Here is a 23021-nt window from a genome sequence, read left to right on the forward strand (position 1 = left end):
GCGGTAATGGGCGAGGCCGATCGATATGACCCTCTCAAGAGAGATCCCCGAAAAACTCAATAAATTCCGACAGGGCATCATTCCTTCATTACTGGTTTTAACGGCCGCCTTCTTTCTCTATCAACATGAAATACATTCGCCACATCGATATTCGAGCGGCACTGGAAACGCACCAATCGCTCCCGCGCATTCCTTCCTCACGCTACGCAGGCATTGGACACAATGGCTGTGCCAGATCCAGGATCAGGAAAGTTTCTACAGGGTCAGCTTCGTGTCACCCGAGCAGTGCGCGCAGATCTCTGGCGAGGCCGTCGACACGCCTGAAGAATGAATCAAACGCGTTCAATTCTCAGCATCCTGAGATAGGCAATCAACCAGTCGCCGCAGCATGCTGAATAACGCACATCGGTAATACGCAAGACGCGGCAAGCGTCATGGGATCGTCTTATCTGCGCCGTAGCCTGTGCGACGATAAGGTTCCACCAGCCGCATAACTCCATTTCCTATCAAAGCGACTCTTATGAACATGCACGAGCCCCTGCGTCGAAAATCGATTCAAAAGACCATTATTGTTTCCGCGATTTTTCTCTTATTTGCGGGAACTAATTTGGCCGTCGCAAAGCCTTTGAACTTCGTCTATCAAACGACCCAGATCACCTCATTCACCGCTGGCGGGCCCGGCCGGACCGAGATCTTTAATCAGCAATGGGCTGATGGCGCAGCGCAATGCCGCGATGCGTTTCCGCAAACCACCGCCGTGCGGCTGGGCCGGGTCAACGCACGTGCAATCAATGCCAGAACCTACGCGGTCACGGGCAAATGGATCTGCAAAGGCTGATCACATCGCCACCTGACACTGGCCCCGGGCAAGACCGGGGCAGCAGCTTCGGCCGGCGTCACCGACTGACAGTATCCAGCGCTCACCGCAGACCGCCGTGCTACGCGCGCGGCATCACGGTGACAGCCGTGACAGCCGCGACGACTGTTGCCCCAGGGGATGCATGTCGGACACGAGCTGCCATCTTGACCACTAGTAGACGCCTCGGAACGCAGGCCCGCTCCCTGCAACGACCGACCGGAGCCGCGGAGTGCCAACCAGAACGGCTCGTACAGACAAACAAAAGGCGCCAAAGGCGCCTTTTTGCTGACTGGATTGAATGGTGGGCCGTGATGGATTCGAACCATCGACCAAAAGATTAAAAGTCTTCTGCTCTACCGACTGAGCTAACGGCCCACTGCCCCGGCTGTGCGCCGGGGTGCGCATTCTACCCTACACCGGCGTCAAGACGAAATCGCGTAATGCGTCGGGTCCGGCACGCCGGCGTCGGCAAAGCCGGCTGCGCGCAGACGACAGGCATCGCAATGGCCGCAGGCACGTCCGTCGGCGTCGGCGCTGTAGCACGACACGGTAAGGCCGAAGTCCACGCCCAGGCGAACGCCCTCACGCACGATGTCGGCCTTGCTGAGGAACTGCAGCGGCGCATGCACGCGCAGGCCCGCGCCTTCCACGCCGGCCTTGGTGGCCAGATTCGCCAGCACCTCGAAGGCACGCACGAACTCTGGCCGGCAGTCCGGGTAGCCGGAATAGTCGACCGCGTTGACGCCGCAGAACAGGTCGTTGGCGCCGACCACTTCGGCCCAACCCAGGGCAAGCGACAACATGATGGTGTTGCGTGCCGGCACGTAGGTGACCGGGATTCCCACACCTCCAGCTTCCGGCACGTCGATGTCAGCGGTCAGCGCCGAGCCGCCGATGCTGCGCAGGTCAACATCCACCACCTTGTGCGCCACCACGCCCTGCGCTGCGGCGACGCGCGCTGCCGCGTCCAGCTCGGAGGTATGGCGCTGCCCATAGCGCACGCTCAACGCATGCACCGCGAAGCCCTGCTCTTGCGCAAGCGCGATAACGGCGGCGGAATCCATGCCCCCGGACAACAGAACAACGGCTTTTTTCATGACGGATCAGACAGTGGACAACAGAAGCGGAAAGGCTAGCAGGGTCGGTCGGTGAGGCGGTAGCGCAGCGCATAAGACAGAAGACTTTTCATCTTCTGCGCCTGGCGCACCGGCGCCAGCAACACACCACACACCGCGGCGCTCACCTCAACTCAATCCGCGCCTCCACATGCATCGTAGCGGTACGGCCGGCGCTTCAGCGGCCCGGTTCGTCGTCCCAGAGGATCTTGTGCAGTTGCATCTGGAAACGCACCGGCAGCCGGTCGGCGACGATCCAGTCGGCCAACTCCCGCGCACTCACCTGCCCCTTGCTGGGCGAAAACCACACCGTGCACCGGCGATCCAGCGCCTGCGTGGCGACCACATCGCGCGACCATTCGTAGTCGGCACGGCTGCAGATGACGAACTTGATCTGGTCGCGCGCGGTCAGCAACGGCAGGTTGTCCCAGCGGTTGCGGTGCTCTTCGCCCGAGGCAGGGGTCTTGATGTCCACCACGCGCGAGACGCGCGCATCCACAGCGGACACATCCAGCGCACCGGAGGTTTCCAGCGAGACATCGAAGCCGGCGTCGCAGAGTTTGTGCAGCAGCGCCAGGCAACGCTTCTGGGCCAACGGCTCGCCGCCGGTGACGCAGACGTGGCGCACGCCCTGGCTGGCGACTTCGGCCACGATCGCGTCGATGTCATGCCACTCGCCACCATGGAAGGCGTAGGCGGTATCGCAGTAGGTGCAGCGCAACGGGCAGCCGGTCAGGCGCACGAACACCGTCGGCCAGCCGGCCGCTTCGGCCTCGCCTTGCAAGGAAAGGAAAATCTCGGTGATCTTCAATCGCGGCAACGGCGACTGGACGATCTCGCTGGGGACGGCGGCGGCGTTCATGGGCAAAGTATGCGCCGCGCCCGAAGGCGGCAGCGCGAAACGGCTCAGCGCAGTTGCTGACCGAGGCGGATGGACTGCAGACGCTCCTGCGCAACGCGTGCCGCGTCGGAGCCTGGGTACTGCGTAGCGACCTGTTGCAGGGTCTGCTGCGCTTCGGTGTTCTTGCCTTCGCCATACTGCGACAGGCCGAGCTTCAGCAGGCCGCCAGCGGCCTTGTCATGCGTGGGGTAGCGGCTCACGAGATCGCGAAACTGCGCCTCGGCCAACTGGAAATTTCGGGTGGCGTAATAACTCTCACCCAGCCAATACAGTGCATTGGGGGTGTAGACGCCATTGGGATATAGCTCAAGAAAGCTGAGGAACAGCTGCGACGCATCGTCGTACTTGCCGTTCTTCAATGCATCGAAGGCCACGTTGTAGGCAGTGCGCTCTTCATTGCTGATGGCCAGCGTGCCAGGGTCGCCGTGGACAGTGGGCGGCTTCTCGGAAGTCGCCGCCGCTGCAGGTCGCGCGGCCGGTGCCGGGGCTGGGGTGACGCTGCCGGTAGCCGATGGCAGTGGCGGAACCGCACCACCCGCACCTTCCAGCCGATTCAGGCGCCCGTCCAGATCCAGGTACTGGTCCTTGGACTGTTGCTTGAGTTGCTCGTTGTCATGCTGCAGCTGTTCCACCGTCGCCCGCAACGCCTGCAGGTCCGAACGCGCCTGCTGCAGCTGATTGAGGAGATCGTTGTTGGCCTGACTATTGGCCTGCTGCTGCTCGAGCACGGCAACACGATCAGCGAGACTGGCCCGCTGCGCGTATGCCGGCGCGGCGACCACAAGGGCCGCCGCGACGAACAGGGATGTCACTCGAAAGCGCATCGCTTCTTACTGAGCCGTGTACACGATCTCGACGCGGCGGTTCTGCGACCAGCAGCTTTCGCTGGTTTCGGTGCAGACCGGACGCTCTTCGCCGTAGCTGACAACGGTCAGCTGGCTGGCCGAACCACCGGCAGCCTGCAGAGCCGACGACACGGCATTGCCGCGACGCTCGCCCAGGCCCATGTTGTATTCACGCGAACCACGCTCGTCGGCATTGCCCTGCAGGGTGATGCGCGAGGACGGACGGTCACGCAGGTACTTGGCGTGGCACGCCATGATGGCCTGGAATTCCGGCTTCAGGGAGTCCTGATCCAGATCGAAGTAGACAACGCGCTGGCGCAGGCAAGCATCGGTATCCAGGTCGCCCGGGCCGTACAGGCCAGAGGTGGACGGACCGGTCGGAGCGGTGGAACCGGCGGTGGTGTCAGTTGCAGGAGGCGGAGTTTCCTTCACCTTCTTGGAGCAACCGGCCAGCACTGCAACGGACAACAGGGAGACAAGCAAGACGCGGGTGGACTTGTTCATGGGATACCTATGGAGGCTCTGGGCCAATGAGTGGTTTAACGCAGCGAAATATTAACATTAATGCGCGGTTCGGTAAGGCCCCCATGCGGGTTCTCTTACATCACCGTCGGCCAGAACCAGGCGCTGGCGGACCCGTGCGTCGGCGGACACGGCGTACAGGACGCCCCGGCCACCCTCACGTGCGGCGTACAACACCATGCTGGCATTCGGCGCGAAGCTCGGGGATTCGTCCAGCGAACCCGGCGACAACGTGCTCCAGCTGGGCGAACCCAGGCTGCGATCCATCATGGCGATGCGATAGGTATTGCCGCTGCCCTGTGCCACGGCGACCTTCTTGCCGTCGAACGAGACACTGGCGGTAGCGTTGTAGTTGCCCTGGAAGGTCACGCGGTTGGCGCTGCCGCCACTGGCTGCGACCTGATAGATCTGCGGGCGGCCACCACGGTCGGAGGTGAAATAGATGCTGCCGCCGTCCGGTGCCCAGGTCGGCTCGGTATCGATGCCGAAGTGGTTGGTCAGCTGGGTCAGCTGCTTGCTACCCAGGTCCATCACGTAGATCTCCGGGTTACCGCTGCGCGACAGGGCCAGCGCCAGGCGACGGCCGTCCGGCGAGAACGAGGGCGCACCGTTGATGCCACGGAAGCTGGAAACCAGTTCGCGTGCGCCGCTGGCGATATCCTGCAGGTAGATCGAGGAATTGCCGCGCTCGAAGCTCACATAGGCCAGCTTCTTGCCGTCCGGGCTCCAGTTCGGCGACAGCAATGGCTCGGCCGAACGCACGATGGTCTGCGGGTTGTAGCCATCGGAGTCGGCCACCATCAGCGCATAGCGCATCGAGCCGCCGCTGCCGCTGGCGGTCACGTAAGCGATACGGGTCCAGAACGCGCCACGCACGCCGGTGACTTTTTCATAGATGGCGTCGGCCATCTGGTGCGAGACATCGCGCATCGCATTGGCGCGTGCGGTCATTGCCAGGCCCAGCAGGCGCTCGCCCTTGGCCACGTCGAACAGCTCGTATTCGACGCGATAGGCGCCCTCGCCCGCGTCCATCACGCGGCCGACCACGATGTAGTTCTGCTTGAGCGTGCGCCAGGTCTGGAACTGCACCTCGGTGCCGCGGGTCGGCTTTTCAACGATCTGCGCGGCCGGCAGGGTGCGGAACTGACCGGAACGGTCCAGGTCGGCACTGACCACCGCGGAGACGTCGGTCTGCGGCGCGGTACCGGAGCCCTGGTACGGCATGGGAACGACAGTGATCGGCGTGGCCGAGGCGCTGCCGCCGACAATATCAATAGTGAGCCCTTGCTGTTGCGCGAGCGCGCTCAGCGGCAGCAACAGGGCGGTCAAGGCAGCTAACCAACGCAGCGGTTTCTTCATGGACGGCTCGGATCGGGCAGGAAAAGTGGGCAAGGGATACCAATCAGCGAGTGAACATACTCGCAATCATGAACGAGACAACGTGAAAATGAAGCGAGTGGTGCCGGGACTGCGCAAAACCGTTGCAGGCGCTGATGCTGCCCGGCGCGGGACCTGGCTGCGGCCAACGCGTCCGGGCACATGCGCCTGCGTGCTGCGCAACTCCCGGCGCGGGATTCGCGCGTACAGCGCCACAGAGCCAGGCGCGCGGCACACACCTCCCGCTTACTGATCCTGCGCGGTGAATACAAAGGTCAGATTGCGCTGGAACACCGATTCGAACCCGCGGTACGGCAATGGCTGGGCGCTCAGCACGGCGGCCTCGATCGACCGCTGGCCTGCCTCGTCGTACGGGCAGCCCGGCGCGACCTTGGCCTCCATCACCTGGCCGCCGGGGAGTTGGCGGATGTTGATGGTGCACTTCTGGCCCGGCGGGACTGACGGCGGACGCACCCACTGCGCCAGCACCTTCTGCTGGATCGCCGCGGCGTACTTGGCCGACAGGTCGGTGTTGGTGCCGCCCTGCCCTGCCGTGGGCTGGGCAGTTGCGGCAGCGGCCGAAGACGCCTGCTGCGCACGTGCCGCAGCCACCTGGCGCAGCTTCTGCTCCGCCAGCTTGGCTTCCTTGTCGGCCTGCTCGCGCTGGCGGCGGATGTCGGCGATCTTCTTTTCGCGCTCGGCCTGTGCGGCCTGCTGCGCGGCGGCCTGCTTCTTCTTGGCGTCTTCCTCTTCTTGTTGCTTGGCCAGGCGCAGCTTCTGCTCAGCTTCTTCCTGGCGCTTGCGTTCGGTGAGGTCGATCTGCTCCTGGCGGCGCTTTGCTTCCTGCTCCTGCTTGGCCTTTTCCTCGGAAATGGCCAATGCATCGACCTTGTCCTGATCGACCTTGTCGGGCTGGGCGACGCGCTCTTGCGCCTGCGCCTGCTGCTGCGTCGGCGCATCCTGCGGGCGTAGCTCGGGAATCGGCTGCGGCGGCGGCACGCTGTCTTCCGGCGCAGGCTCGGGCAAGGGGGCCGGCGGCGGAGGTGGCGCGATCGGGGTCGCGTTCAACGCCTGGCGGGCGACGCGGGCTTCGGCAGCCGACACGTCCAGCGAGGCTTCCATGCTCGGGTCGCCAGCGGCTGGCTCTACCGAACGTTCGGGCGACCACAGCCAGCCGGCGATGAACACCAGCGCCACCAGAATGTGCACAGCCAAAGCCAGCATGACTGGGCGGGCCCAGCCATCCTCGCGCGCCGTCTGTTGGGGGAAAGCGTCAGCGTGCATCACTGCCTGCAGCGCCGCCGGAGTCGGAGATCAGGCCGACCTTCTCGACCTTGGCCTGCTTGAGGACGTCGATGGCATCCATGATCTTCTGGTACGGCGCGGCGCGGTCGCCGGCCACCACCACGCGGGCCTCCTTGTCCTGCGCCACGATCGCGGCCAGCTGCGCCTGCAATCCGGCCACGTCCATCGCCTGCGGCTTGCCCTTGGGCAACTGCAGCGCCAGCTGGCCGTCGGCGGCCACCACCACCACGATCGGATCCTGCTTGCTCTCCAGCGCCTTGGCGCGCGAACTCGGCAGGGTCACGTCGGTGCTCAACGTGAGTAGCGGCGCGGTGACCATGAAGATGATCAGCAGCACCAGCATCACGTCGATGTACGGCACGACGTTGATCTCGGATTTGAGCTTGTGCTTCTTGCGGCGGGAAATACCGGACATCATCGCGGAACGTTCCTAAGGGATGCCCCGCACCTGCAGGTGCGGGTGTTTGCGAGGGACTCGCCTGTCTGCGGGCGCCTGCCAGCGGCGCGCATTATTCGTCCGCGCCGGCCTGGCGCTGCAGGATCGAGCTGAACTCGTCGGCGAAGGTCTCGTAGCGCACCGACAGCCGTTCCACGCGGGTGGTGAAGCGGTTGTAGGCCCACACCGCCGGGATCGCCACGAACAGGCCGATGGCGGTGGCGAACAAGGCTTCGGAAATACCCGGCGCCACCGCAGCAATACCGGCCTGCTCGCCGCTGCTGACCATGTCGTGCATGGTCACCATGATGCCGAACACGGTACCGACCAGGCCCACGTACGGCGCGGTGGAGCCGATGTTGGCCAGCAATTCGAGATTGCGCTCGAGCTGGTCCACTTCCCGCGTAAAGGCGGTGCGCATGGCGCGCTGGGCGCCTTCCAGCTGCACGCGCGCATCCAGGCGACGGCGGTCGCGCAGCCGCGAGAACTCGCGGAAGCCACTTTCGAACATCGACTCCAGACCACCGACGGTGCGGTTGCGATCGGTTGCCGAGGCGTAGAGCTTGGCCAGGTCCGCACCGGACCAGAAGCGGTTTTCGAACTCGTCCGCCTCACGGTTGGCCTGCTTGAAGGCACGCGCCTTGCGGAAAATGATGACCCAGCTGATGAACGAGCCGATCAGCAGCAGCAGCACGATGATCTTCACCGGGATGCTGGCCCGCAGGATCAACTCGGCGTAGTTGATGCTGCTGTTGTGCGCCACGCTGGCGGTCTGCGCCGCAGCGGCGGTGACTTCCTGCGGCAGCGCTTCCACTACCGTGTCCTGCAGGGCCAGGAGCAATGCGATCGACATCCGTTGGTTCCTTAGTAATCGGATTCTGTGGTTTCTAGAGCTTTCAACGCGTCAAACAGCGCATCGTCCATGCCGCGTGGGCGGAAGTCGCTGCCACCGAGTGCGGCAATGCGCACCTCGGCGGTCAGCAGAACTTCGCCCTCGCGCCTGACCGACTGCGCAAATATCAGGCTGGCCCGCTTGCACCGGGTGAGCACCGCCGAGACCGACAGTGCGTCATCCAGCCGAGCCGGCTTGAGGAAATCCAGTTGCATGGAGCGGACTGCGAACACCAGATCATGCTGCTGGCGCAGGCGTTCCTGCCCAAAGCCCAGTGCCCGCATCCATTCCGTGCGCGCCCGTTCCATGAAAGCAACATAGCGCGCGTGGTAGACCACGCCCCCGGCGTCCGTATCTTCCCAGTACACGCGTGTCGGCCAACTGAATACAGGCGGGGATTGGGGAATCGGGAGTCGGGAATTGGCGGTCATGGGAGCATGCTTCTAGTCGAGACAGCCCACACGCGCCTAAAGCGAGCAGCCATCAGAACAGGTCTCCGGGTTCGCCGATAGCGGGCGCACGGTCGCGCGGCGGTTTCAGCCCAAGGTGCAGATAGGCTTTCGGCGTGACCATGCGGCCGCGCGCGGTGCGGATCAGGAAGCCCTGCTGGATCAGATAGGGCTCGATCACGTCTTCCAGCGTGCCGCGCTCCTCGGACAACGATGCGGCTAGCGACTCCACGCCCACCGGCCCGCCGTCGAAGTGATCGACGATGGTGCGCAACATACGACGGTCGAGCTCGTCAAAGCCTTCCGGATCCACCTTCAACATCTGCATGGCGGCCTGCGCCACCGTCAGGTCGATGTGGCCGGCGGCCTTGACCTGGGCGAAATCGCGCACCCGCCGCAACAGCCGGTTGGCGATGCGCGGCGTGCCACGCGCGCGGCGCGCGATCTCGGCGGCACCATCGGGCGTGCAGTCGATGCCCAGGATCGCCGCCGAGCGGATCACGATCCGGGTCAGCTCCTGCGGCGAGTAGAACTCCAGGCGCTGCACGATGCCAAAGCGGTCGCGCAACGGCGCGGTCAGCAGGCCGGCGCGGGTGGTCGCGCCGATCAGCGTAAACGGCGGCAGGTCGATCTTGATCGAACGCGCGGCCGGGCCGTCGCCGATCATGATGTCGATCTGGAAGTCTTCCATCGCCGGATACAGCACTTCCTCCACCACCGGCGAGAGGCGATGGATCTCGTCGATGAACAACACATCGTGCGGCTGCAGATTGGTCAGCAGCGCGGCCAGGTCACCGGCCTTTTCGATCACCGGACCGGAGGTGACGCGCAGGCTCACGCCCAGTTCGTTGGCGATGACGTGGCTGAGCGTGGTCTTGCCCAGGCCGGGCGGCCCGAAGATGAGCACGTGATCCATCGCCTCGCCGCGCGCCTTGGCGGCCTGGATGTAGATCTCCATCTGGTCACGCACCGGCTGCTGGCCGAGGTAATCAGCCAGGCGCTTGGGGCGGATGCTCGCATCGGCGGCCTCGTCCTCACGGGTGGCGCTGCTGGCGATGGTGCGCTGTTCAGTCATCCCGCCATCTTCTCATGCCGCGCGCAGCCGGCGCAGCATCTAGAAATCAAGGTCGGCCTGCCGCAGCGTGCTGAAAAACGCCTCGAAGCTCGGCGCGCGCCAGGTCGGATGCAGTCCTTCCCAGCGTTCGAAGTAGACCACCTCGGGCGCGTACTGCGGCCCGCGGCCCCGATAGTCCAGGCACAGCAGGCAGTCGACGTTGTGGCTCGACAGCACCAGGACCTGGTCCAGACCGGCATGCAGATATGCCGCTGAGCTGAAATCGTGCGGGTCTTCGAACGCGGCGGCGAAGTCCAGCACGCTGCCGATCTGGGCCAGCGGCGATAAGTAGCGGTCGACCAGCACGCACTCCCAATCCACGTAGCGGTCCGAAGGGAAACGGGTGCGTGGCGCCCAGCACCAGCCGGTATCACCGCCGTCCTGGACGCCGTACAGACGCTTGAACAATGCCGGCAAGCGCACGCCCAGACGCGCTTCGGCCGCTGCCAGGGCCTTGGTGTCCGCAACCGTTAGTGTGTCGTTCCAGTGCCCGGGACCGCTCCAGAACGTCTCCAGCGCAGGCGGCTGCGGCTGCCACTGCACGCGCTCGTTGTCGTCGTATTTCGCCTGCAACGCGGGCGACCAGTACACGACATCGACCAGCTGCGCGAGCAGATCCTCCACCCCATCGAACACGATCAATCGCTGCCCGCTGCCCGCATCGACGTAGACCAAGGTCGGCTCGGTGTCGGGCGCTGCGTAGTCCATGCAAAGCGCCCGGCTGGGCGCGCGGGCATCGGCGGCGATGGCGATCAACCAGCGGTCGTCGCCACTGGCGGCCAGGCCGGCGTAGGCATCGTCACGGTAGTCCTCGCGGGCGCGCACCTGCGCGAACGAAAATAGCGCTTCCGCACCCAACAGGCGCGCTCGCGGAATCAGCCATTCGGCGACAAGCCAATTGTCCGGTTGTTGCAGCGACTGACCACGCGCCATCTGCACCGCGCCACCGTCGTAGCGTGCATAGAGATGCAGCAACCAGTCCGGCAGGCGGACACCGAGCCGCGCCTGCGCCGCGGCGATGGACGCATCCGTGGCCGGAGATCGTCCAAGGTTCAGTGCTTCGTCCCAGAAGGTGTCCAGGGTCGGCGCGCGACCGTAGACCTTCCATTCCAGGGCGGCCACGCTCAGATCTCCACTTGCGCGCCGAGTTCCACCAGGCGGTTGCCGGGAATGCGGAAGAAGCCGGTGGCCGGGGCGGCGTTGCGATGCATCAGCGCGAACAATTTGTCGCGCCAGATCGGCATGCCGCGGTTGGCGCTGGCCACGATGGTCTCGCGGCTGGCGAAGAAGGTGGTGTCCATCGGGTCGAAATGGATGCCGCCCTGGTCGCAGGAGCGCATCAGTGCCAGCGGTACGTCGGGCGTTTCCATGAAGCCGAAGCGCACGTACACGCGGTAGAACTCGTCGCCGATCGATTCGATCTGCAGACGCTTGTCGGCCGGTGCGTAAGGGATCGGCAAGGTGTCGACGTTGAGGAAGATATTGCGCTCGTGCAGCACCTTGTTGTGCTTGAGGTTGTGCATCAGCGCATGCGGCACCACCATCGGGTCGGCGGTCAGGAACACCGCCATGCCGGGCACGCGCGCTGGCGGCGCCAGCATCAGGCCGGGCAGAAAGCTGTCGATGCGGATGCCGTCCTTGCGGATTTCCTCGCGCAACAGCGCGCGGCCACGGCGCCAGGTGCGCATCAGGGTAAACACCACGATGCCCAGCGCCAGCGGGAACCAGGCGCCCTGCAACAGTTTGGCGCCGTTGGCGATCACGAACGCCAGCTCGATGATGAAGAACACCACGCACAGCGGCAGCACCCAGTTGCGCCAGCGCGGCCACAGCGAGCGGGCCACCAGGGCCAGCAGCAGCGTGTCGATCAGCATGGTCATCGAGACCGAGATGCCGTAGGCCACCGCCAGGTTGGTGGAGCTGCGGAAGATCAACACCAGCGCAATCACCATCACCATCAACAGCCAGTTGATGCCGGGCACGTAGATCTGCCCGATGGTGTCGCGCGAGGTGTGCTTGATCAGCATGCGCGGGATGTAGCCCAGCTGCATGGCCTGGCGGGCCACCGAGTACGCACCGGTGATCACCGCCTGCGAAGCGATCACCGCCGCCAGCGTGGCGAGGATGATCATCGGGTACAGCGCCCAGCTCGGCACCGCCTCGAAGAACGGGTTCTTCAGCGCGGCCGGGTGGTTCAGCACCAGCGCGCCCTGCCCCAGGTAGTTGAGCAACAGCATCGGCAGGACGAAGAAATACCAGCCGTGGCGGATCGGGCGCGCACCGAAATGGCCCATGTCGGCATACAGCGCTTCGCCGCCGGTCACCGCCAGCACCACCGCGCCGAGGATGAAGACCCCGTGCCAGCCGTGCTCCATGAAGAAACGGATTGCCCACCACGGGTTGAAGGCCTTGAGCACTTCGGGTGCGTCGACGATGTTCCAGATGCCGATCGCGCCCAGCGACAGGAACCACAGGCAGGTGATCGGGCCGAACACCTTGCCCACTTTTTCGGTACCGAAGCGCTGCACCATGAACACCACCAGCAGCACTACCACGGTGATCGGCACGATGAAGGGATGCAGGCTGGGCGCAGCGATCTCCAGGCCTTCGACCGCGCCCATCACCGAGATGGCCGGGGTGATCACGCCGTCGCCGAAGAACAGCGAGGCGCCGAAGATGCCCAGGATGCCCACCACATACGCCGAGCGCGAGCCCTGCTTGAGGGTGCGCTGGGTCAGCGCCATCAGCGCCATGATGCCGCCCTCGCCCTCGTTGTCGGCGCGCATGATGATGGTGACGTACTTGAGCGTCACCGTAATCATCAGCGCCCAGAACGCCAGCGACAGCACGCCCAGCACGGTGTCGTGATCGCTGGTCAACCCGTAGTGCGGCGAGAACGCCTCCTTGAGGGTGTACAGCGGACTGGTGCCGATATCGCCGAAGACGACGCCGATCGCGCCGATGACCAGGGCCATGTGGCCATTGGCGGGCGCATGGCCGGAGCCGGCTGCGGGAGTGGGGGTGTGGGACATGAGGTGAGGAGTTTTCGCCAGACAGCGTGAAGAAGAGGAAGACGGCGCGCTACCGAGGCACCGCCCCGGCCTTGCGGGAAACGCCAGGTGAGGCCGGGCACTGCGCTCGGGATGCGCAGTGTACGGGCCCAACCCGCCGATGCCGAGCACTGGCCGCGCCCGCTTGGCGGCGGCGCGGTGGTTTTGGACCGCCGCGCCTAGCGCAGCGCGGCCTGGAGGGCCTTGCGGATGACGGTGGCGACCTCGTCGCCTTCGGCCCCGGCCTCACGTGCCATGCGCGCGGCCTCGGCGGGCTTGTAGCCCAGCTGCTGCAACGCCACGGTGGCCTCGGACACCGCATCCGGGCCCAGCTGGCCGGTGATCGGCGCGCCGCTGCTGAAGTCGGCCGCGCGGTCGCGCAGCTCCACCACCATGCGCTCGGCGGTCTTTTTGCCGATGCCGGGGATGCGGGTCAGCGCAGTGATGTCGCCACTGGTGATCAGCCGCGCAAACTCGTCCACGGTGACCCCGGACAGCACCGCCAGCGCAATCTTGGCACCGATGCCGGTGACCTTCTGCACGTCGCGGAACAGCCGGCGCTCGCCCTCGCGCAGGAAGCCGTACAGCGACACGCTGTCTTCCTTCTGCGCGTAATGGGTGAACAGGATGACGTCGCGGCCGACATCGGGCAGGTCGTAGAAGGTGCTCATCGGCGCCTCCAGTTCATAGCCCACCCCGCCCACGTCGATCACCAGCCACGGCGGCTGCTTGTAGGCCAGGATCCCACGCAGACGGCCGATCATTGGGCACCGCCCTGGCGGTGCCGGGATTGGGCATTCGGGATTGGGGATTGGCCAGATCCCTCGCTGCCGTTAACGACTGCCGCGCAGCGCCGCATCGGCACAGCACCCGTGGACGCGCTTTTGCGAATCCCCAATCCCGACTCCCGAATCCCTGCTCTCATCTTTTCCGGCTCCACGCCTGTTGGGTATTGACGCCCAGGCGCTGCGCGGTGGCGCGCACGTGGGCGTGGGTGATGGCGACCGCCAGCGCGTCGGCGGCGTCGGCCTGCAGCTTGCCTTTGAGATTGAGCATGATCCCGACCATGTGCTGCACCTGGACCTTGTCCGCGCCGCCCTTGCCGACCAGCGCGAGCTTGATCTCGGTGGCAGCGTACTCGTGCACCGGCAGGTCGCGCAGCACCACCGCGCAGATCGCTGCCCCGCGCGCGTGGCCGAGCTTGAGCGCCGAATCGGCACTCTTGCCCATAAACACCTTCTCGATCGCCACTTCCTGCGGCTGGTAGGTCTCGATCAGCTCACCCAGCCCGTGCAGCAGGCGTTTCAGGCGCTGGGCGAAGTCGCCCTCGCCCAGCAGCACCAGCGGCGCATGGAACACATGCCGGCTGCGACCGCTCTCGTCGACGTCGATGATGCCGATGCCGGTGCGCTGCGAACCGGGATCGATGCCGAGGATGCGGGTCATCGAGGGGCAGGGATTGGGGATTGGTGAGTCGGGATTAGCAAAGTGCAGGCAATCCGGAAACGCCAGTGCTGTTGCGAATCACCACTCTCGAATCCCGTCATCCCGGCCATCATCAAGCGCCGAGACTGGCCTGGTCGACGTTCGAATACACGTCCTGCACGTCGTCCAGGTCTTCGAGCATGTCCAGCAGCTTGCGTACCTGCACGGCGGTGTCGCCGTCGACGGCGATGTCGTTTTCGGCGCGGAAGGTGATCTCGGCGTGGGCAGGTTCAAAGCCGGCGGTGGCGAGGGCCTGCTTGACCTGGGCGAAGGTGTCCGGGGCGGTCAGCACGTCGATGGCGCCATCTTCCGGGTACACCACCACGTCGTCGGCGCCGGCTTCGATGGCGGCCTCGGTGAGGGCATCCTCATCGGCACCGGCGGCGAAGCTGAGCACGCCCAGGCGCTTGAACATGAAGGCGACCGAGCCGTCGGTGCCCATGTTGCCGCCGCACTTGCTGAAAGCATGGCGCACGTCGGCCACCGCGCGCACGCGGTTGTCGGTGAGGCAATCCACAATCACCGCCACGCCGCCGGGGGCGTAGCCCTCGTAGCGCACTTCTTCGTATTCCACGCCTTCCAGCTCGCCGGTCGCCTTCTTGATGGCGCGCTCGATCACGTCCTTGGACATGTTCGACGACAGGCCCTTGTCCATGGCGGTGCGCAGGCGCGGGTTGTTGGACGGGTCGCCGCCGCCGGCGCGCGCCGCCACACTGATCTCACGGATGATCTTGGTGAAGATCTTGCCGCGTTTGGCGTCGGACGCGTTTTTGCGGCCTTCGATGGAGGGGCCTCTACCCATGAGTGTTTCCAGACTGGCTTGGATGACAGGGCGCGGATTTTACCTGATTGCCTGCCCGCACCGGGGTGAGGCCGTTCAGTGCGCAAAACGGCCATCGCGCAGGAACGCCAGCACCTGCTGCGCGGCGGCGGGCGAGCGCAGCAGGCCGCTATGGCTGGCCTGCACCACGCAATGGTCGTGCAGGCCGGGCAGGCGGGTTTCGTCCAGCCCCACCGTGCCGTCCGAGCCGGCCTGCAGCGGCGCCAGCCAGCGGCCCAGGCCGCGTGGCACGCAACCGGCAATCTGGCCCACCTGGGCAGCGCCGTCCCAATGCGTAAACCCGCGCTGCAGCAGCGCTGCACTGCGCCCCATCGCCCAGTGGCCGCCACGCCGCGCCAGCCCACGTGCAGCCGCGCTGCCGCACAACGGCGAGCCCAGGCAGACCACGCGTTGCACCGGCACGTCCGGCGCCTGCTGCAAGGCTTGCAAGGCCATCAACCCGCCCAGGCTGTGGCAGACCAGTAACGGTGCGCGCGTGGCGCGCAGGCGGGCGATCAGCTGGGGCACCGCCTGCGCCGGGCCGCCACGCACGCTGGCATAGCCGAACAGCGCCGGCGTCATGCCGGCCGCGTGCAGACGCCGTGCCAGCGGCAGCAACCAGTGCGCGGTATTCCAGATGCCATGCACGAGCAACACATCGGCGGAGGCAGCCTCGGGATGCCTGCTCTGTGTCTGCAGGTCGTCGCCGCCGCTCATGTGTGGACGCTCCGGGCGGATGGCGCCGCGCGAATTACCGCAGGAGCGACACATCGACCACCGCAGCCCGCATTCAATGTGCTGGCGTGCACGACCACGCCGCGCGCAGCCACCGAGCCCGGCACTACGGTTCCGCGACCACCGGCGCGCGGCGCAGGATGTATTCGCGATCCAGGATGCGGCCGACCGGGAATTCGTATTCGCCAACCTTTTCGAAGCCATAGCGTGCATAGAAGCGCTGCGCGCCGAAGTTCTCCGACCACACGCCGATCCAGAGCGTGCCGGGCCCATTGCGTTCCAGCCATTGCAGCGCGGTCTCGAACAGCCGGCTGCCCCAGCCGGTGTTCTGGTAGTCCTTCAGCAAGTAGAGCCGCTTGAGCTCCCCATCGCCCGGTTGCACATCTGCGTGCGGCAGCCCACAGGGGCCGGCTGCGGCATGGCCAACCAGCAGGCCATCCATTTCCAGCAGCCAGATCGCATAGTCGGGGTGCGCCAGCACGATGCGTGCGCGCTCGACCGCATAGGTTTCTTCCAGGAAACCGCGCAGGTCCTCTTCGGGATACAGATGGCCGAAGGTTTCGGTAAACGTCCGCGCGGCCAGGAGCGACAGCGCTTCGGCATCGTCGGGCGTGGCGCGGCGGATGCGGGTCATGCGGGGCGTCTCGTGCAGGGCGACGTTGCAGCTTCTCGCATGCGGCGGCGCTCCCGCAAGCCTGGGTCGGGACGGTGGTCTGCGGGATCAGCGCGGTGCATGCCAGGGCCGTGAGCCCTGCATGACGCAGGGATCTGCTTGCACCGGCGCGTTAGCTCTCAACGACAGCATGTCGGAGCGGCAACTGATGCACTCCGAACAAGCACCGGGCGGATGACGCTTGCCGATGAAGACCGGCCCGATGAGCAGCCACGCCCTACTGACGGAGGCAACTCACGCAAAGCCGTCAACGCCGACTGATTGACCAGACACGGCCATGCCACTGCATGACCGTGCACTGCGGCAGGTCAGGCCTGCTTGGGCCGCACCTGCACGTGCACTTCGGCCAGCTGCTCGGCCGCGATCGGCGACGGGGCATCGGTCATCAGGTCCTGCGCGCCGGTGGTCTTGGGGAACGGGATCACGTCGCGGATGGACTCGGTACCTGCCATCAGCGCGGCGATGCGGTCGATACCGAACGCGATGCCGCCGTGCGGCGGCGCGCCGTAGTTCAGCGCATCCAGCAGGAAGCCGAACTTGGCGCGCGCTTCTTCGGCGCCGATGCCGAGCAGCTCGAACACCGCGCTCTGCATGTCCGGGCGGTGGATACGGATCGAGCCGCCGCCGATTTCATTGCCGTTGAGCACCATGTCATAGCCACGCGACACCGCGGTGCGGGCGTTGGCACGCAGGTCGGCGATGTCGTCCACAGCCGGCGCGGTGAAGGGGTGATGCAGGGCCACGTAGCGCTGCGCCTCCTCGTCCCATTCGAACATCGGGAAGTCGGTGACCCACAACGGCGCCCAGCCGGCGGCGACCAGGCCGAAGTCCTTGCCGGCCTTCAGGCGCAGCGCGCCCATGAAGTCGGACACCTTGTTGTAGCTGCCGGCACCGAAGAACACGATGTCGCCATTGGCCGCGCCCACGTGCGCCAGCAGCGCTGCAAAGGCCTCTTCGCCGAAGAATTTGGCAATTGGCGAGCTCACCTCGCCGGTCTCCGACAGCTTGATGTAGGCCAGGCCCTTGGCGCCGTACTTGGCGGCGTGCGCGGCGTAGTCGTCGATCTGCTTGCGGCTCAGCGTGGCGCCACCGGGGATGCGCAGCGCGGCCACGCGGCCATCGGCATCATTGGCGGCGGCGGTGAACACCGGGAATTCGCTGGTCTTGACCAAATCGGCCACGTCGACCAGCTCCAGCGCGATGCGCAGGTCCGGCTTGTCCGATCCATAGCGACGCATTGCCTCGGCCCAGGTCATGCGCGGGAACTGCGCGGCCAGCTCCACATCGACCACTTCCTTGAAGATGGCGCGGATCATGTCTTCCACGAAATCCTGCACGTCGCGCTCGCGCACGAAGGCAAATTCCATATCGAGCTGGGTGAACTCCAGCTGGCGATCGGCGCGCAGCGCTTCGTCGCGAAAGCAGCGCGCGATCTGGTAGTAGCGGTCGAAGCCGGCCACCATCAGGATCTGCTTGAACAGCTGCGGGCTCTGCGGCAACGCATAGAACTCGCCCGGATGCATGCGCGCCGGCACCAGGAAGTCGCGTGCGCCTTCCGGGGTGGCCTTGGTCAGGATCGGGGTTTCGATGTCCTGGAAATCGCGTGCATCCAGATGCCGGCGCAGCGCCTGCACCAGCTTGATGCGAGTGCGCTGCATGCGCTGCATTTCCGGGCGACGCAGATCCAGATAGCGGTACTTCAGGCGGGTGTCTTCGCCCGGGTTCTCGTGCGCATGGAACGGCAGCGGCGCGGCCTTGTTGAGGATGGTGATGCGGGTGGCGATCACTTCCACCTTGCCGGTGCGGATCTTGTCATTGACCGCGTGGCGCGCACGCACCACGCCTTCGACCTGCAACACGTCTTCGTAGCCCAGGCTGGCGGCCACCTTGAACACTTCGGCGGAGTTGGCGTCGCCTTCGGCGGGCTCCACGGTCACCTGCACGATGCCTTCGTGGTCGCGCAGGTCGATGAAACACACCCCACCCAGATTGCGGGCCACGTCGGTCCAGCCGGCGAGAGTGACGGTTTGGCCGATCAAGGTCTCATCGACCAGGCCGCAAAAGTGGGTACGCATCGAAAGCTCCGCTGAAAACCCGGCACAGGACGGCGCCGGAGAGCCCGATATTCTGGGGCCGGCGGGCGGCAGGAGCAAATGCGGAGGCGGTCACGGTCGCTTAAGTGAGCGCCCGGCTGAATAGGCACCACGCCTCTCTCGTATACCCAAGGACGCCACGATGCTGCGCACCGCCCTGCTGATCTCCGGCTTTTGCCTCATCACCGTGACCGGCGCGATGGGCAGCAGCCCGGCCGCCGCGCAGGACCGCGGCTGGAATGGCCCCAGCATCACCTGTGCCAGCAACGACAACCGCCGCCGCGAATGCGATACGCCGTTCCGCGGCCGCGCGGTGCTGGTGGAGAACATCTCCGGCACCCGCTGCATCGAGGGCCGTAACTGGGGCAGCGACCGCGGCCGGGTCTGGGTGGACAACGGCTGCCGTGGGCGCTTCGTCGAAGGCCGCAGCGGGAATGGCGGCGGATGGGGCGGCGATGGTGGCCCAGGCGGGGTTGCCGGCACGGTGCGCTGCGAGAGCAACGACAAGCGCCAGAAGATCTGCGACACCGGCTGGCGCCGCGCCATCCTGGTGCGCCAGCTGTCCAACACGCCTTGCGTGGAAGGCCGCAACTGGCGGCAGGACGGTGGCCGGATCTGGGTGGACGACGGCTGCCGGGGCGAGTTTGCGCAGGCACGCGGCGGCGGCTGGGACCGTGGTGACGGCGGCTACGGTGGCCGCGACGACCGCCCGCGCAACGATTACACCATCACCTGCAGCAGCGACGACCGCCGCCTGCGCACCTGCGGCTGGGATGGCCGGTATGGCCGGCCGGTGCTGACCCGCCAGCTGTCCGATACCCGCTGCGAAGAAGGCCACAGCTGGGGTTACGACCCGCGCCGTGCCACCGTGTGGGTCAACGACGGCTGCCGCGCGCGCTTCGAGGCGCGCTGAGGCCTGCGTCGGAATCTGAGCGGTAAGTGTCTTTGCGCCTGCGCATTCCAGCGCGGGTTGGCGTCGCTGCGGCTTGATACGCAGCGAGGCTGCGACAGAACTGTTTCAACGCAGACGACGTGGCAATGCGGAGTTGGTCGCAGGCGACTGCCGGTGCGCTGGCTTGAAGCCGCTATCAAAACGACTGCGCAGCCGCCAGGCGGACGCGGCCGGTGCGAAATCGGCATGTCCCTACCTAGACTCCGGTTCCCCCGCGCCGTGCGCACCCACCTGACGGCTGCTCGCTACGTTTTGTTAGCCGTTCTTAGCCGCCCCAGGGTGCCGGCGGCAGCGCCACCGGCCGGGTAAGGTCGAATTCCACCCGGAACAGGCGCCCATCCGGGCGGCTCAGTTCGTAGACCACACTCCGCCCCGGGTGGACCTCCATGGCCCAGGTGTTGTGCAGGGACGCCGCCGCGCCTTGCTGCTGGAACAGCGCGCGCGAGTCGGCATCGAGCGGGAATTCCTGGCGCGTGGCAGCGCCGGCGCTGACGGTGTCGCCGCCGTAATTGCTCAGTGCGTCCGCGCTGCCGTCGGCATGGCGATGCGCGTGCTTGAGGCGCAGCCCAGTGGCAGTGCGCGTCAGCACCCAGGTGCGCGCGTGGTCGTTGCCGACATGGAACGGCACGCGCAGTTCGCGGGTGGGCGCATCGCAGCCGCGCACATGCATCACCAGCGCTTGCCCCGCAAATGGGCTGGGCGCCTTGGACGCTGGCGTGGCGACCAGCACGCGCCCGGCAAAGGCCTGCCCGCAGTAGGCGGCGAGCGCGGCCAGAAACTGGTCAGCTGGCGCGGTGGCGGTGGCCGATGCTGGCGGCGGCGGTGTGGCGCAGCCGGCCAGGCCGGCGACCAGCGCCACCAGATACAGACCGGCGCGGATGCGACCAGGCCACCGCCGCGCCAGAGAGATCACGCCGGGTCGGACGCGGGCTTGCTGGCCGGCTTGCTCTCGCTGGCCGCGGCCGGCTTTGCATCGCCACCGCTACTGCCACTGCTGCTTTCGGTGAGGTTCTTCTTTTTCTCGCCGGCGGATTTGAAATCGGTCTCGTACCAGCCGCTGCCCGAGAGGCGGAACGACGGCGCGGTGACCTGACGCTTGATGGTGCTGGCGCTGCAGGCGGGGCAGCTTTCCGGCACCGGGTCGGACATTTTCAGCAGCCGATCGAATTGATGGTCGCAGGCGGTGCACTGGAAGGCGTAGATAGGCATGGTGAGTCAGCGGAAAGAGAACGCGAGGGCGCAGATTCTAGACCGCCGCGGACCGCTGCGCGCGTGGGCCGGCGCTGCGGCATCTTCGCGGACGGGCCGGCGCAGATGTGGTCACCGACGCGCATGGCAGCAGCGTTACCGGCTGGTCGTGACTTGGGGCCGCGTGCATCGTCACCTGGGCTGGACTGCGGGAGACGGATGGCGGCGTGACGGCATTTCCGTACCGCAGGCAGCGGCGCTTTGCGTGCTTGGGCCGTGTTTGGCCGCAGCAGGACCGAGTGATCGGCAGACGGATTCGTCTGTCCGTAGTTACTCGACGGAGCGGAGTACCTGAGAGCGTTCTGCCGAGGCCCTGCGAACGCCGCCGTGCGCGTCCGGCATTGCACGCTGCAGCGCCTTCCCGCTGCGGCTGTTTGCCACTGCAGTGAAAGGTCAGCGCCCGAATTCGTCTGCGCGCGTCGCCCAATGCAAGGACGAGCAGAAGCGTTCTACATAGTTCCCCACGAAGGCCAATATTCGCGGCCTGCATCGCACTTTGCATCCACGGCTCGTTACGGCTGTCGCTGGGCAGCGCCCGCCATATCTCGCCTCCGCTCCTCCTTATCTACACCGCGCAATGCCAGGTACCGCAGTGCGCATGCAGGGACCAGCACAACGACGCACCACATTCGCGCAGCGCAATAGCCGCACATGACGCGCAACGGGCTTCCACCCAGCCAGCCACTTACGTAGCGGATCACCGCCAAAAAACACGCCCTTACACATGCGCAAACACCGCAAAAACAGCGTGCGACAGCCATCACACCGCCCCAGGTGAAACAGGCCACTGCCATCGAGCTGTTACACTTGGGCACGTGACCGACGCGCCTTTTCCCCCACGAGGGCCGCATTCGTGTTGCGGCTGACTGCGCTGTTGCTTGGCGTGGCGTTGTTGCTGACCGGCAGCGGGCTGCTGGGCACCTTGCTCGCCGTACGCGGTGGCCAAGCCGGCTTCGATGCGCGTGCATTGGGGTTGATCATGTCCGGCTACTTTGCCGGCTTCTTTCTGGGCACCTTCTTCGCACCGCCGCTGATCCGCCGGATCGGGCATATCCGCGCGTTCGCGTTTTATGCCGCGTTGGCCGCAATCGCGGTGTTGCTGCACCCGATCTGGCTCGATCCGTGGGGCTGGGGCCTGTTGCGCCTGGTGACCGGCGCCGCGCTGGTGGGCCTGTACACGGTGATCGAAAGCTGGCTCAACGCCGAGCCGGACGCGCGCCGCCGCAGCCGGGTGTTTTCGGTCTACATGGCGATCAACCTGTCGGCACTGGCGCTGGGCCAGGTACTGCTCAGTGCGGGCGATGCCACGGCGCCGGCGATGTTTACGCTCACCGCCATCCTGATCTGCGCGGCGGTGATGCCGGTGGTGACCACGCGGCTGATTCCGCCCGAGGTGCCGCACGTGTCGCGGCTGCGGCTGGTCACGCTGTATGCGCTGGCGCCGGTGGCGACCATCGGCGCCGGCCTGTCCGGGTTGGCGATGGGCGCGTTCTGGGGGCTGCTGCCGGTGTATGCCGACCGCATCGGGCTGGATGCCGACGGCGTGGCGATGTTCATGCTCACCGCCATCGTGGGCGGCGCGGTGTTGCAGTGGCCGATCGGGCGCATCAGCGATGGCCACGACCGCCGCATTGGCCTGGTCACGGTGAGCGTGCTGGCCGCCGGCATCGCCATCGCCGCTGCGCTGCCGATGGTGCAGGCGCAGACGCAGGTGCTGTTCCTGCTGTTCTTCGTGTATGGCGGGCTGGCGTTCTCGCTGTATCCGTTCGCGGTGGCGCACATGCTCGATTACCTGCCGCGCGAGGATTTGTTGTCTGGCTGCAGCAGCCTGCTGCTGGTGCATGGCGTGGGCGCGGCGATTGGCCCGGCGCTGGCCGGCGGGGCCATGCAGAAATTCGGCCCGGCGGCGTTGCCTGCGTATTTCGCGGTGATGCTGCTGGCCCTGGCCGGCTTCACGCTGGCGCGCCTGTTGCGCTTCCAGCGCCTGCGCACCCATCCCATCGCGTTCCGCCCGATGTTGCGGACCACGCCATCGGCGCTAGAGCTGATGCCGGAAACCGATTCCCCCCCCCTCCTCACAAGGAAACACATTGACTGATCAAACCAGACTCCCGAACACCTCATCCCTGACCCACCCCCGCCCGGATCCT

At 66.0% G+C, this 23021-nt stretch carries 24 protein-coding genes, 1 tRNA gene and 1 other RNA gene; 5 read left to right on the forward strand and 21 right to left on the reverse strand.

The genetic code is table 11. From position 1 onward, the window contains the following. The first annotated feature begins 25 nt into the window (after nt 1-25). Nucleotides 26-331 carry a hypothetical protein gene (locus tag ACCQ01_RS16420; protein ID WP_228431904.1) on the forward strand — a complete coding sequence of 102 codons (306 nt, stop codon included), beginning with the start codon at nt 26-28 and terminating at the stop codon, nt 329-331. 195 nt (nt 332-526) lie between these two features. Then, a complete protein-coding gene (locus tag ACCQ01_RS16425) occupies nt 527-838 on the forward strand; it encodes a hypothetical protein (RefSeq protein WP_146049843.1) in 312 nt (103 codons plus the stop codon). 320 nt (nt 839-1158) lie between these two features. Here ACCQ01_RS16425 and ACCQ01_RS16430 read toward each other — a convergent pair. The 19 genes from ACCQ01_RS16430 to aspS all read right to left on the reverse strand — a co-directional run bounded on the left by ACCQ01_RS16430 (nt 1159) and on the right by aspS (nt 18653). After that, nucleotides 1159-1234, reverse strand: a tRNA-Lys gene (locus ACCQ01_RS16430). Between the two features lie 47 nt (nt 1235-1281). Then, nucleotides 1282-1956: a 7-cyano-7-deazaguanine synthase QueC gene (queC, locus tag ACCQ01_RS16435; RefSeq protein ID WP_103700156.1), complete on the reverse strand. Its 675-nt coding sequence runs from the start codon at nt 1954-1956 to the stop codon at nt 1282-1284. 196 nt (nt 1957-2152) lie between these two features. Then, nucleotides 2153-2836: a 7-carboxy-7-deazaguanine synthase QueE gene (queE, locus tag ACCQ01_RS16440; protein ID WP_228431903.1), complete on the reverse strand. Its 684-nt coding sequence runs from the start codon at nt 2834-2836 to the stop codon at nt 2153-2155. A gap of 44 nt (nt 2837-2880) precedes the next feature. Further along, on the reverse strand, nt 2881-3699 hold the full coding sequence (ybgF, locus tag ACCQ01_RS16445) for a tol-pal system protein YbgF (RefSeq protein WP_011038132.1): 819 nt from the start codon (nt 3697-3699) through the stop codon (nt 2881-2883). Between the two features lie 6 nt (nt 3700-3705). Continuing rightward, nucleotides 3706-4224: a peptidoglycan-associated lipoprotein Pal gene (gene pal, locus ACCQ01_RS16450; protein ID WP_011038133.1), complete on the reverse strand. Its 519-nt coding sequence runs from the start codon at nt 4222-4224 to the stop codon at nt 3706-3708. Between the two features lie 57 nt (nt 4225-4281). Next, complete coding sequence (gene tolB, locus ACCQ01_RS16455) at nt 4282-5601, reverse strand: Tol-Pal system beta propeller repeat protein TolB (protein ID WP_014508613.1); 1320 nt, start codon at nt 5599-5601, stop codon at nt 4282-4284. A 264-nt stretch (nt 5602-5865) separates the two neighbouring features. Beyond that, entirely contained in the window at nt 5866-6903 is a 1038-nt protein-coding gene (gene tolA / locus ACCQ01_RS16460) for a cell envelope integrity protein TolA (protein WP_011038135.1), read from the reverse strand. Continuing rightward, nucleotides 6893-7342 (reverse strand): protein TolR, encoded by a 450-nt coding sequence (gene tolR / locus ACCQ01_RS16465; RefSeq protein ID WP_011038136.1) that lies wholly within the window; start codon nt 7340-7342, stop codon nt 6893-6895. Before tolR ends, tolA begins: the two co-directional genes overlap by 11 nt. 91 nt (nt 7343-7433) lie before the next feature. Further along, nucleotides 7434-8213, reverse strand: coding sequence for a protein TolQ (gene tolQ, locus ACCQ01_RS16470; RefSeq protein WP_011038137.1), 780 nt, complete (start codon nt 8211-8213; stop codon nt 7434-7436). 11 nt (nt 8214-8224) lie between these two features. Then, nucleotides 8225-8683, reverse strand: coding sequence for a tol-pal system-associated acyl-CoA thioesterase (gene ybgC, locus ACCQ01_RS16475; RefSeq protein ID WP_228431902.1), 459 nt, complete (start codon nt 8681-8683; stop codon nt 8225-8227). A 52-nt stretch (nt 8684-8735) separates the two neighbouring features. Further along, nucleotides 8736-9776, reverse strand: a complete 1041-nt coding sequence (ruvB, locus tag ACCQ01_RS16480; RefSeq protein WP_014508616.1) for a Holliday junction branch migration DNA helicase RuvB — start codon at nt 9774-9776, stop codon at nt 8736-8738. A 39-nt stretch (nt 9777-9815) separates the two neighbouring features. Further along, entirely contained in the window at nt 9816-10937 is a 1122-nt protein-coding gene (locus tag ACCQ01_RS16485) for an SMI1/KNR4 family protein (RefSeq protein WP_228431901.1), read from the reverse strand. A gap of 2 nt (nt 10938-10939) precedes the next feature. Then, nucleotides 10940-12847: a potassium transporter Kup gene (locus ACCQ01_RS16490; protein ID WP_011038140.1), complete on the reverse strand. Its 1908-nt coding sequence runs from the start codon at nt 12845-12847 to the stop codon at nt 10940-10942. Nucleotides 12848-13044: 197 nt separating this feature from the next. Then, nucleotides 13045-13629, reverse strand: coding sequence for a Holliday junction branch migration protein RuvA (gene ruvA, locus ACCQ01_RS16495; protein WP_006450983.1), 585 nt, complete (start codon nt 13627-13629; stop codon nt 13045-13047). Nucleotides 13630-13786: 157 nt separating this feature from the next. Then, on the reverse strand, nt 13787-14311 hold the full coding sequence (gene ruvC / locus ACCQ01_RS16500) for a crossover junction endodeoxyribonuclease RuvC (RefSeq protein WP_011038141.1): 525 nt from the start codon (nt 14309-14311) through the stop codon (nt 13787-13789). 112 nt (nt 14312-14423) lie between these two features. Continuing rightward, nucleotides 14424-15152 (reverse strand): YebC/PmpR family DNA-binding transcriptional regulator, encoded by a 729-nt coding sequence (locus ACCQ01_RS16505; protein ID WP_042594807.1) that lies wholly within the window; start codon nt 15150-15152, stop codon nt 14424-14426. Nucleotides 15153-15227: 75 nt separating this feature from the next. Further along, entirely contained in the window at nt 15228-15887 is a 660-nt protein-coding gene (locus ACCQ01_RS16510; RefSeq protein WP_228431900.1) for an alpha/beta hydrolase, read from the reverse strand. A gap of 124 nt (nt 15888-16011) precedes the next feature. Next, the gene (locus tag ACCQ01_RS16515) at nt 16012-16539 is read right to left on the reverse strand and encodes a GNAT family N-acetyltransferase (RefSeq protein ID WP_228431899.1); all 528 of its coding nucleotides are present in this window, start codon (nt 16537-16539) and stop codon (nt 16012-16014) included. Between the two features lie 347 nt (nt 16540-16886). Beyond that, nucleotides 16887-18653: an aspartate--tRNA ligase gene (aspS, locus tag ACCQ01_RS16520; RefSeq protein WP_228431898.1), complete on the reverse strand. Its 1767-nt coding sequence runs from the start codon at nt 18651-18653 to the stop codon at nt 16887-16889. 160 nt (nt 18654-18813) lie between these two features. Here aspS and ACCQ01_RS16525 point away from each other — a divergent pair, with 160 nt between their 5' ends. Further along, nucleotides 18814-19584, forward strand: a complete 771-nt coding sequence (locus tag ACCQ01_RS16525; RefSeq protein WP_228431897.1) for a DUF3011 domain-containing protein — start codon at nt 18814-18816, stop codon at nt 19582-19584. Between the two features lie 225 nt (nt 19585-19809). After that, a non-coding RNA gene (locus tag ACCQ01_RS16530) (sX9 sRNA) lies at nt 19810-19884 on the forward strand. A gap of 4 nt (nt 19885-19888) precedes the next feature. Here ACCQ01_RS16530 and ACCQ01_RS16535 read toward each other — a convergent pair. Together ACCQ01_RS16535 and ACCQ01_RS16540 are read right to left on the reverse strand one after the other, a co-directional pair. Continuing rightward, the gene (locus tag ACCQ01_RS16535; RefSeq protein ID WP_372358814.1) at nt 19889-20536 is read right to left on the reverse strand and encodes a hypothetical protein; all 648 of its coding nucleotides are present in this window, start codon (nt 20534-20536) and stop codon (nt 19889-19891) included. Beyond that, nucleotides 20533-20832: an FmdB family zinc ribbon protein gene (locus tag ACCQ01_RS16540; RefSeq protein WP_228431896.1), complete on the reverse strand. Its 300-nt coding sequence runs from the start codon at nt 20830-20832 to the stop codon at nt 20533-20535. The genes ACCQ01_RS16535 and ACCQ01_RS16540 overlap by 4 nt, the downstream gene beginning before the upstream one ends. Before the next feature lie 892 nt (nt 20833-21724). Here ACCQ01_RS16540 and ACCQ01_RS16545 point away from each other — a divergent pair. Further along, entirely contained in the window at nt 21725-22969 is a 1245-nt protein-coding gene (locus ACCQ01_RS16545) for an MFS transporter (RefSeq protein WP_228431895.1), read from the forward strand. The last annotated feature ends 52 nt before the right edge of the window (nt 22970-23021 follow it).

This window comes from Xanthomonas sp. NCPPB 4037, assembly GCF_041475695.2.
Classification (GTDB): domain Bacteria; phylum Pseudomonadota; class Gammaproteobacteria; order Xanthomonadales; family Xanthomonadaceae; genus Xanthomonas; species Xanthomonas campestris.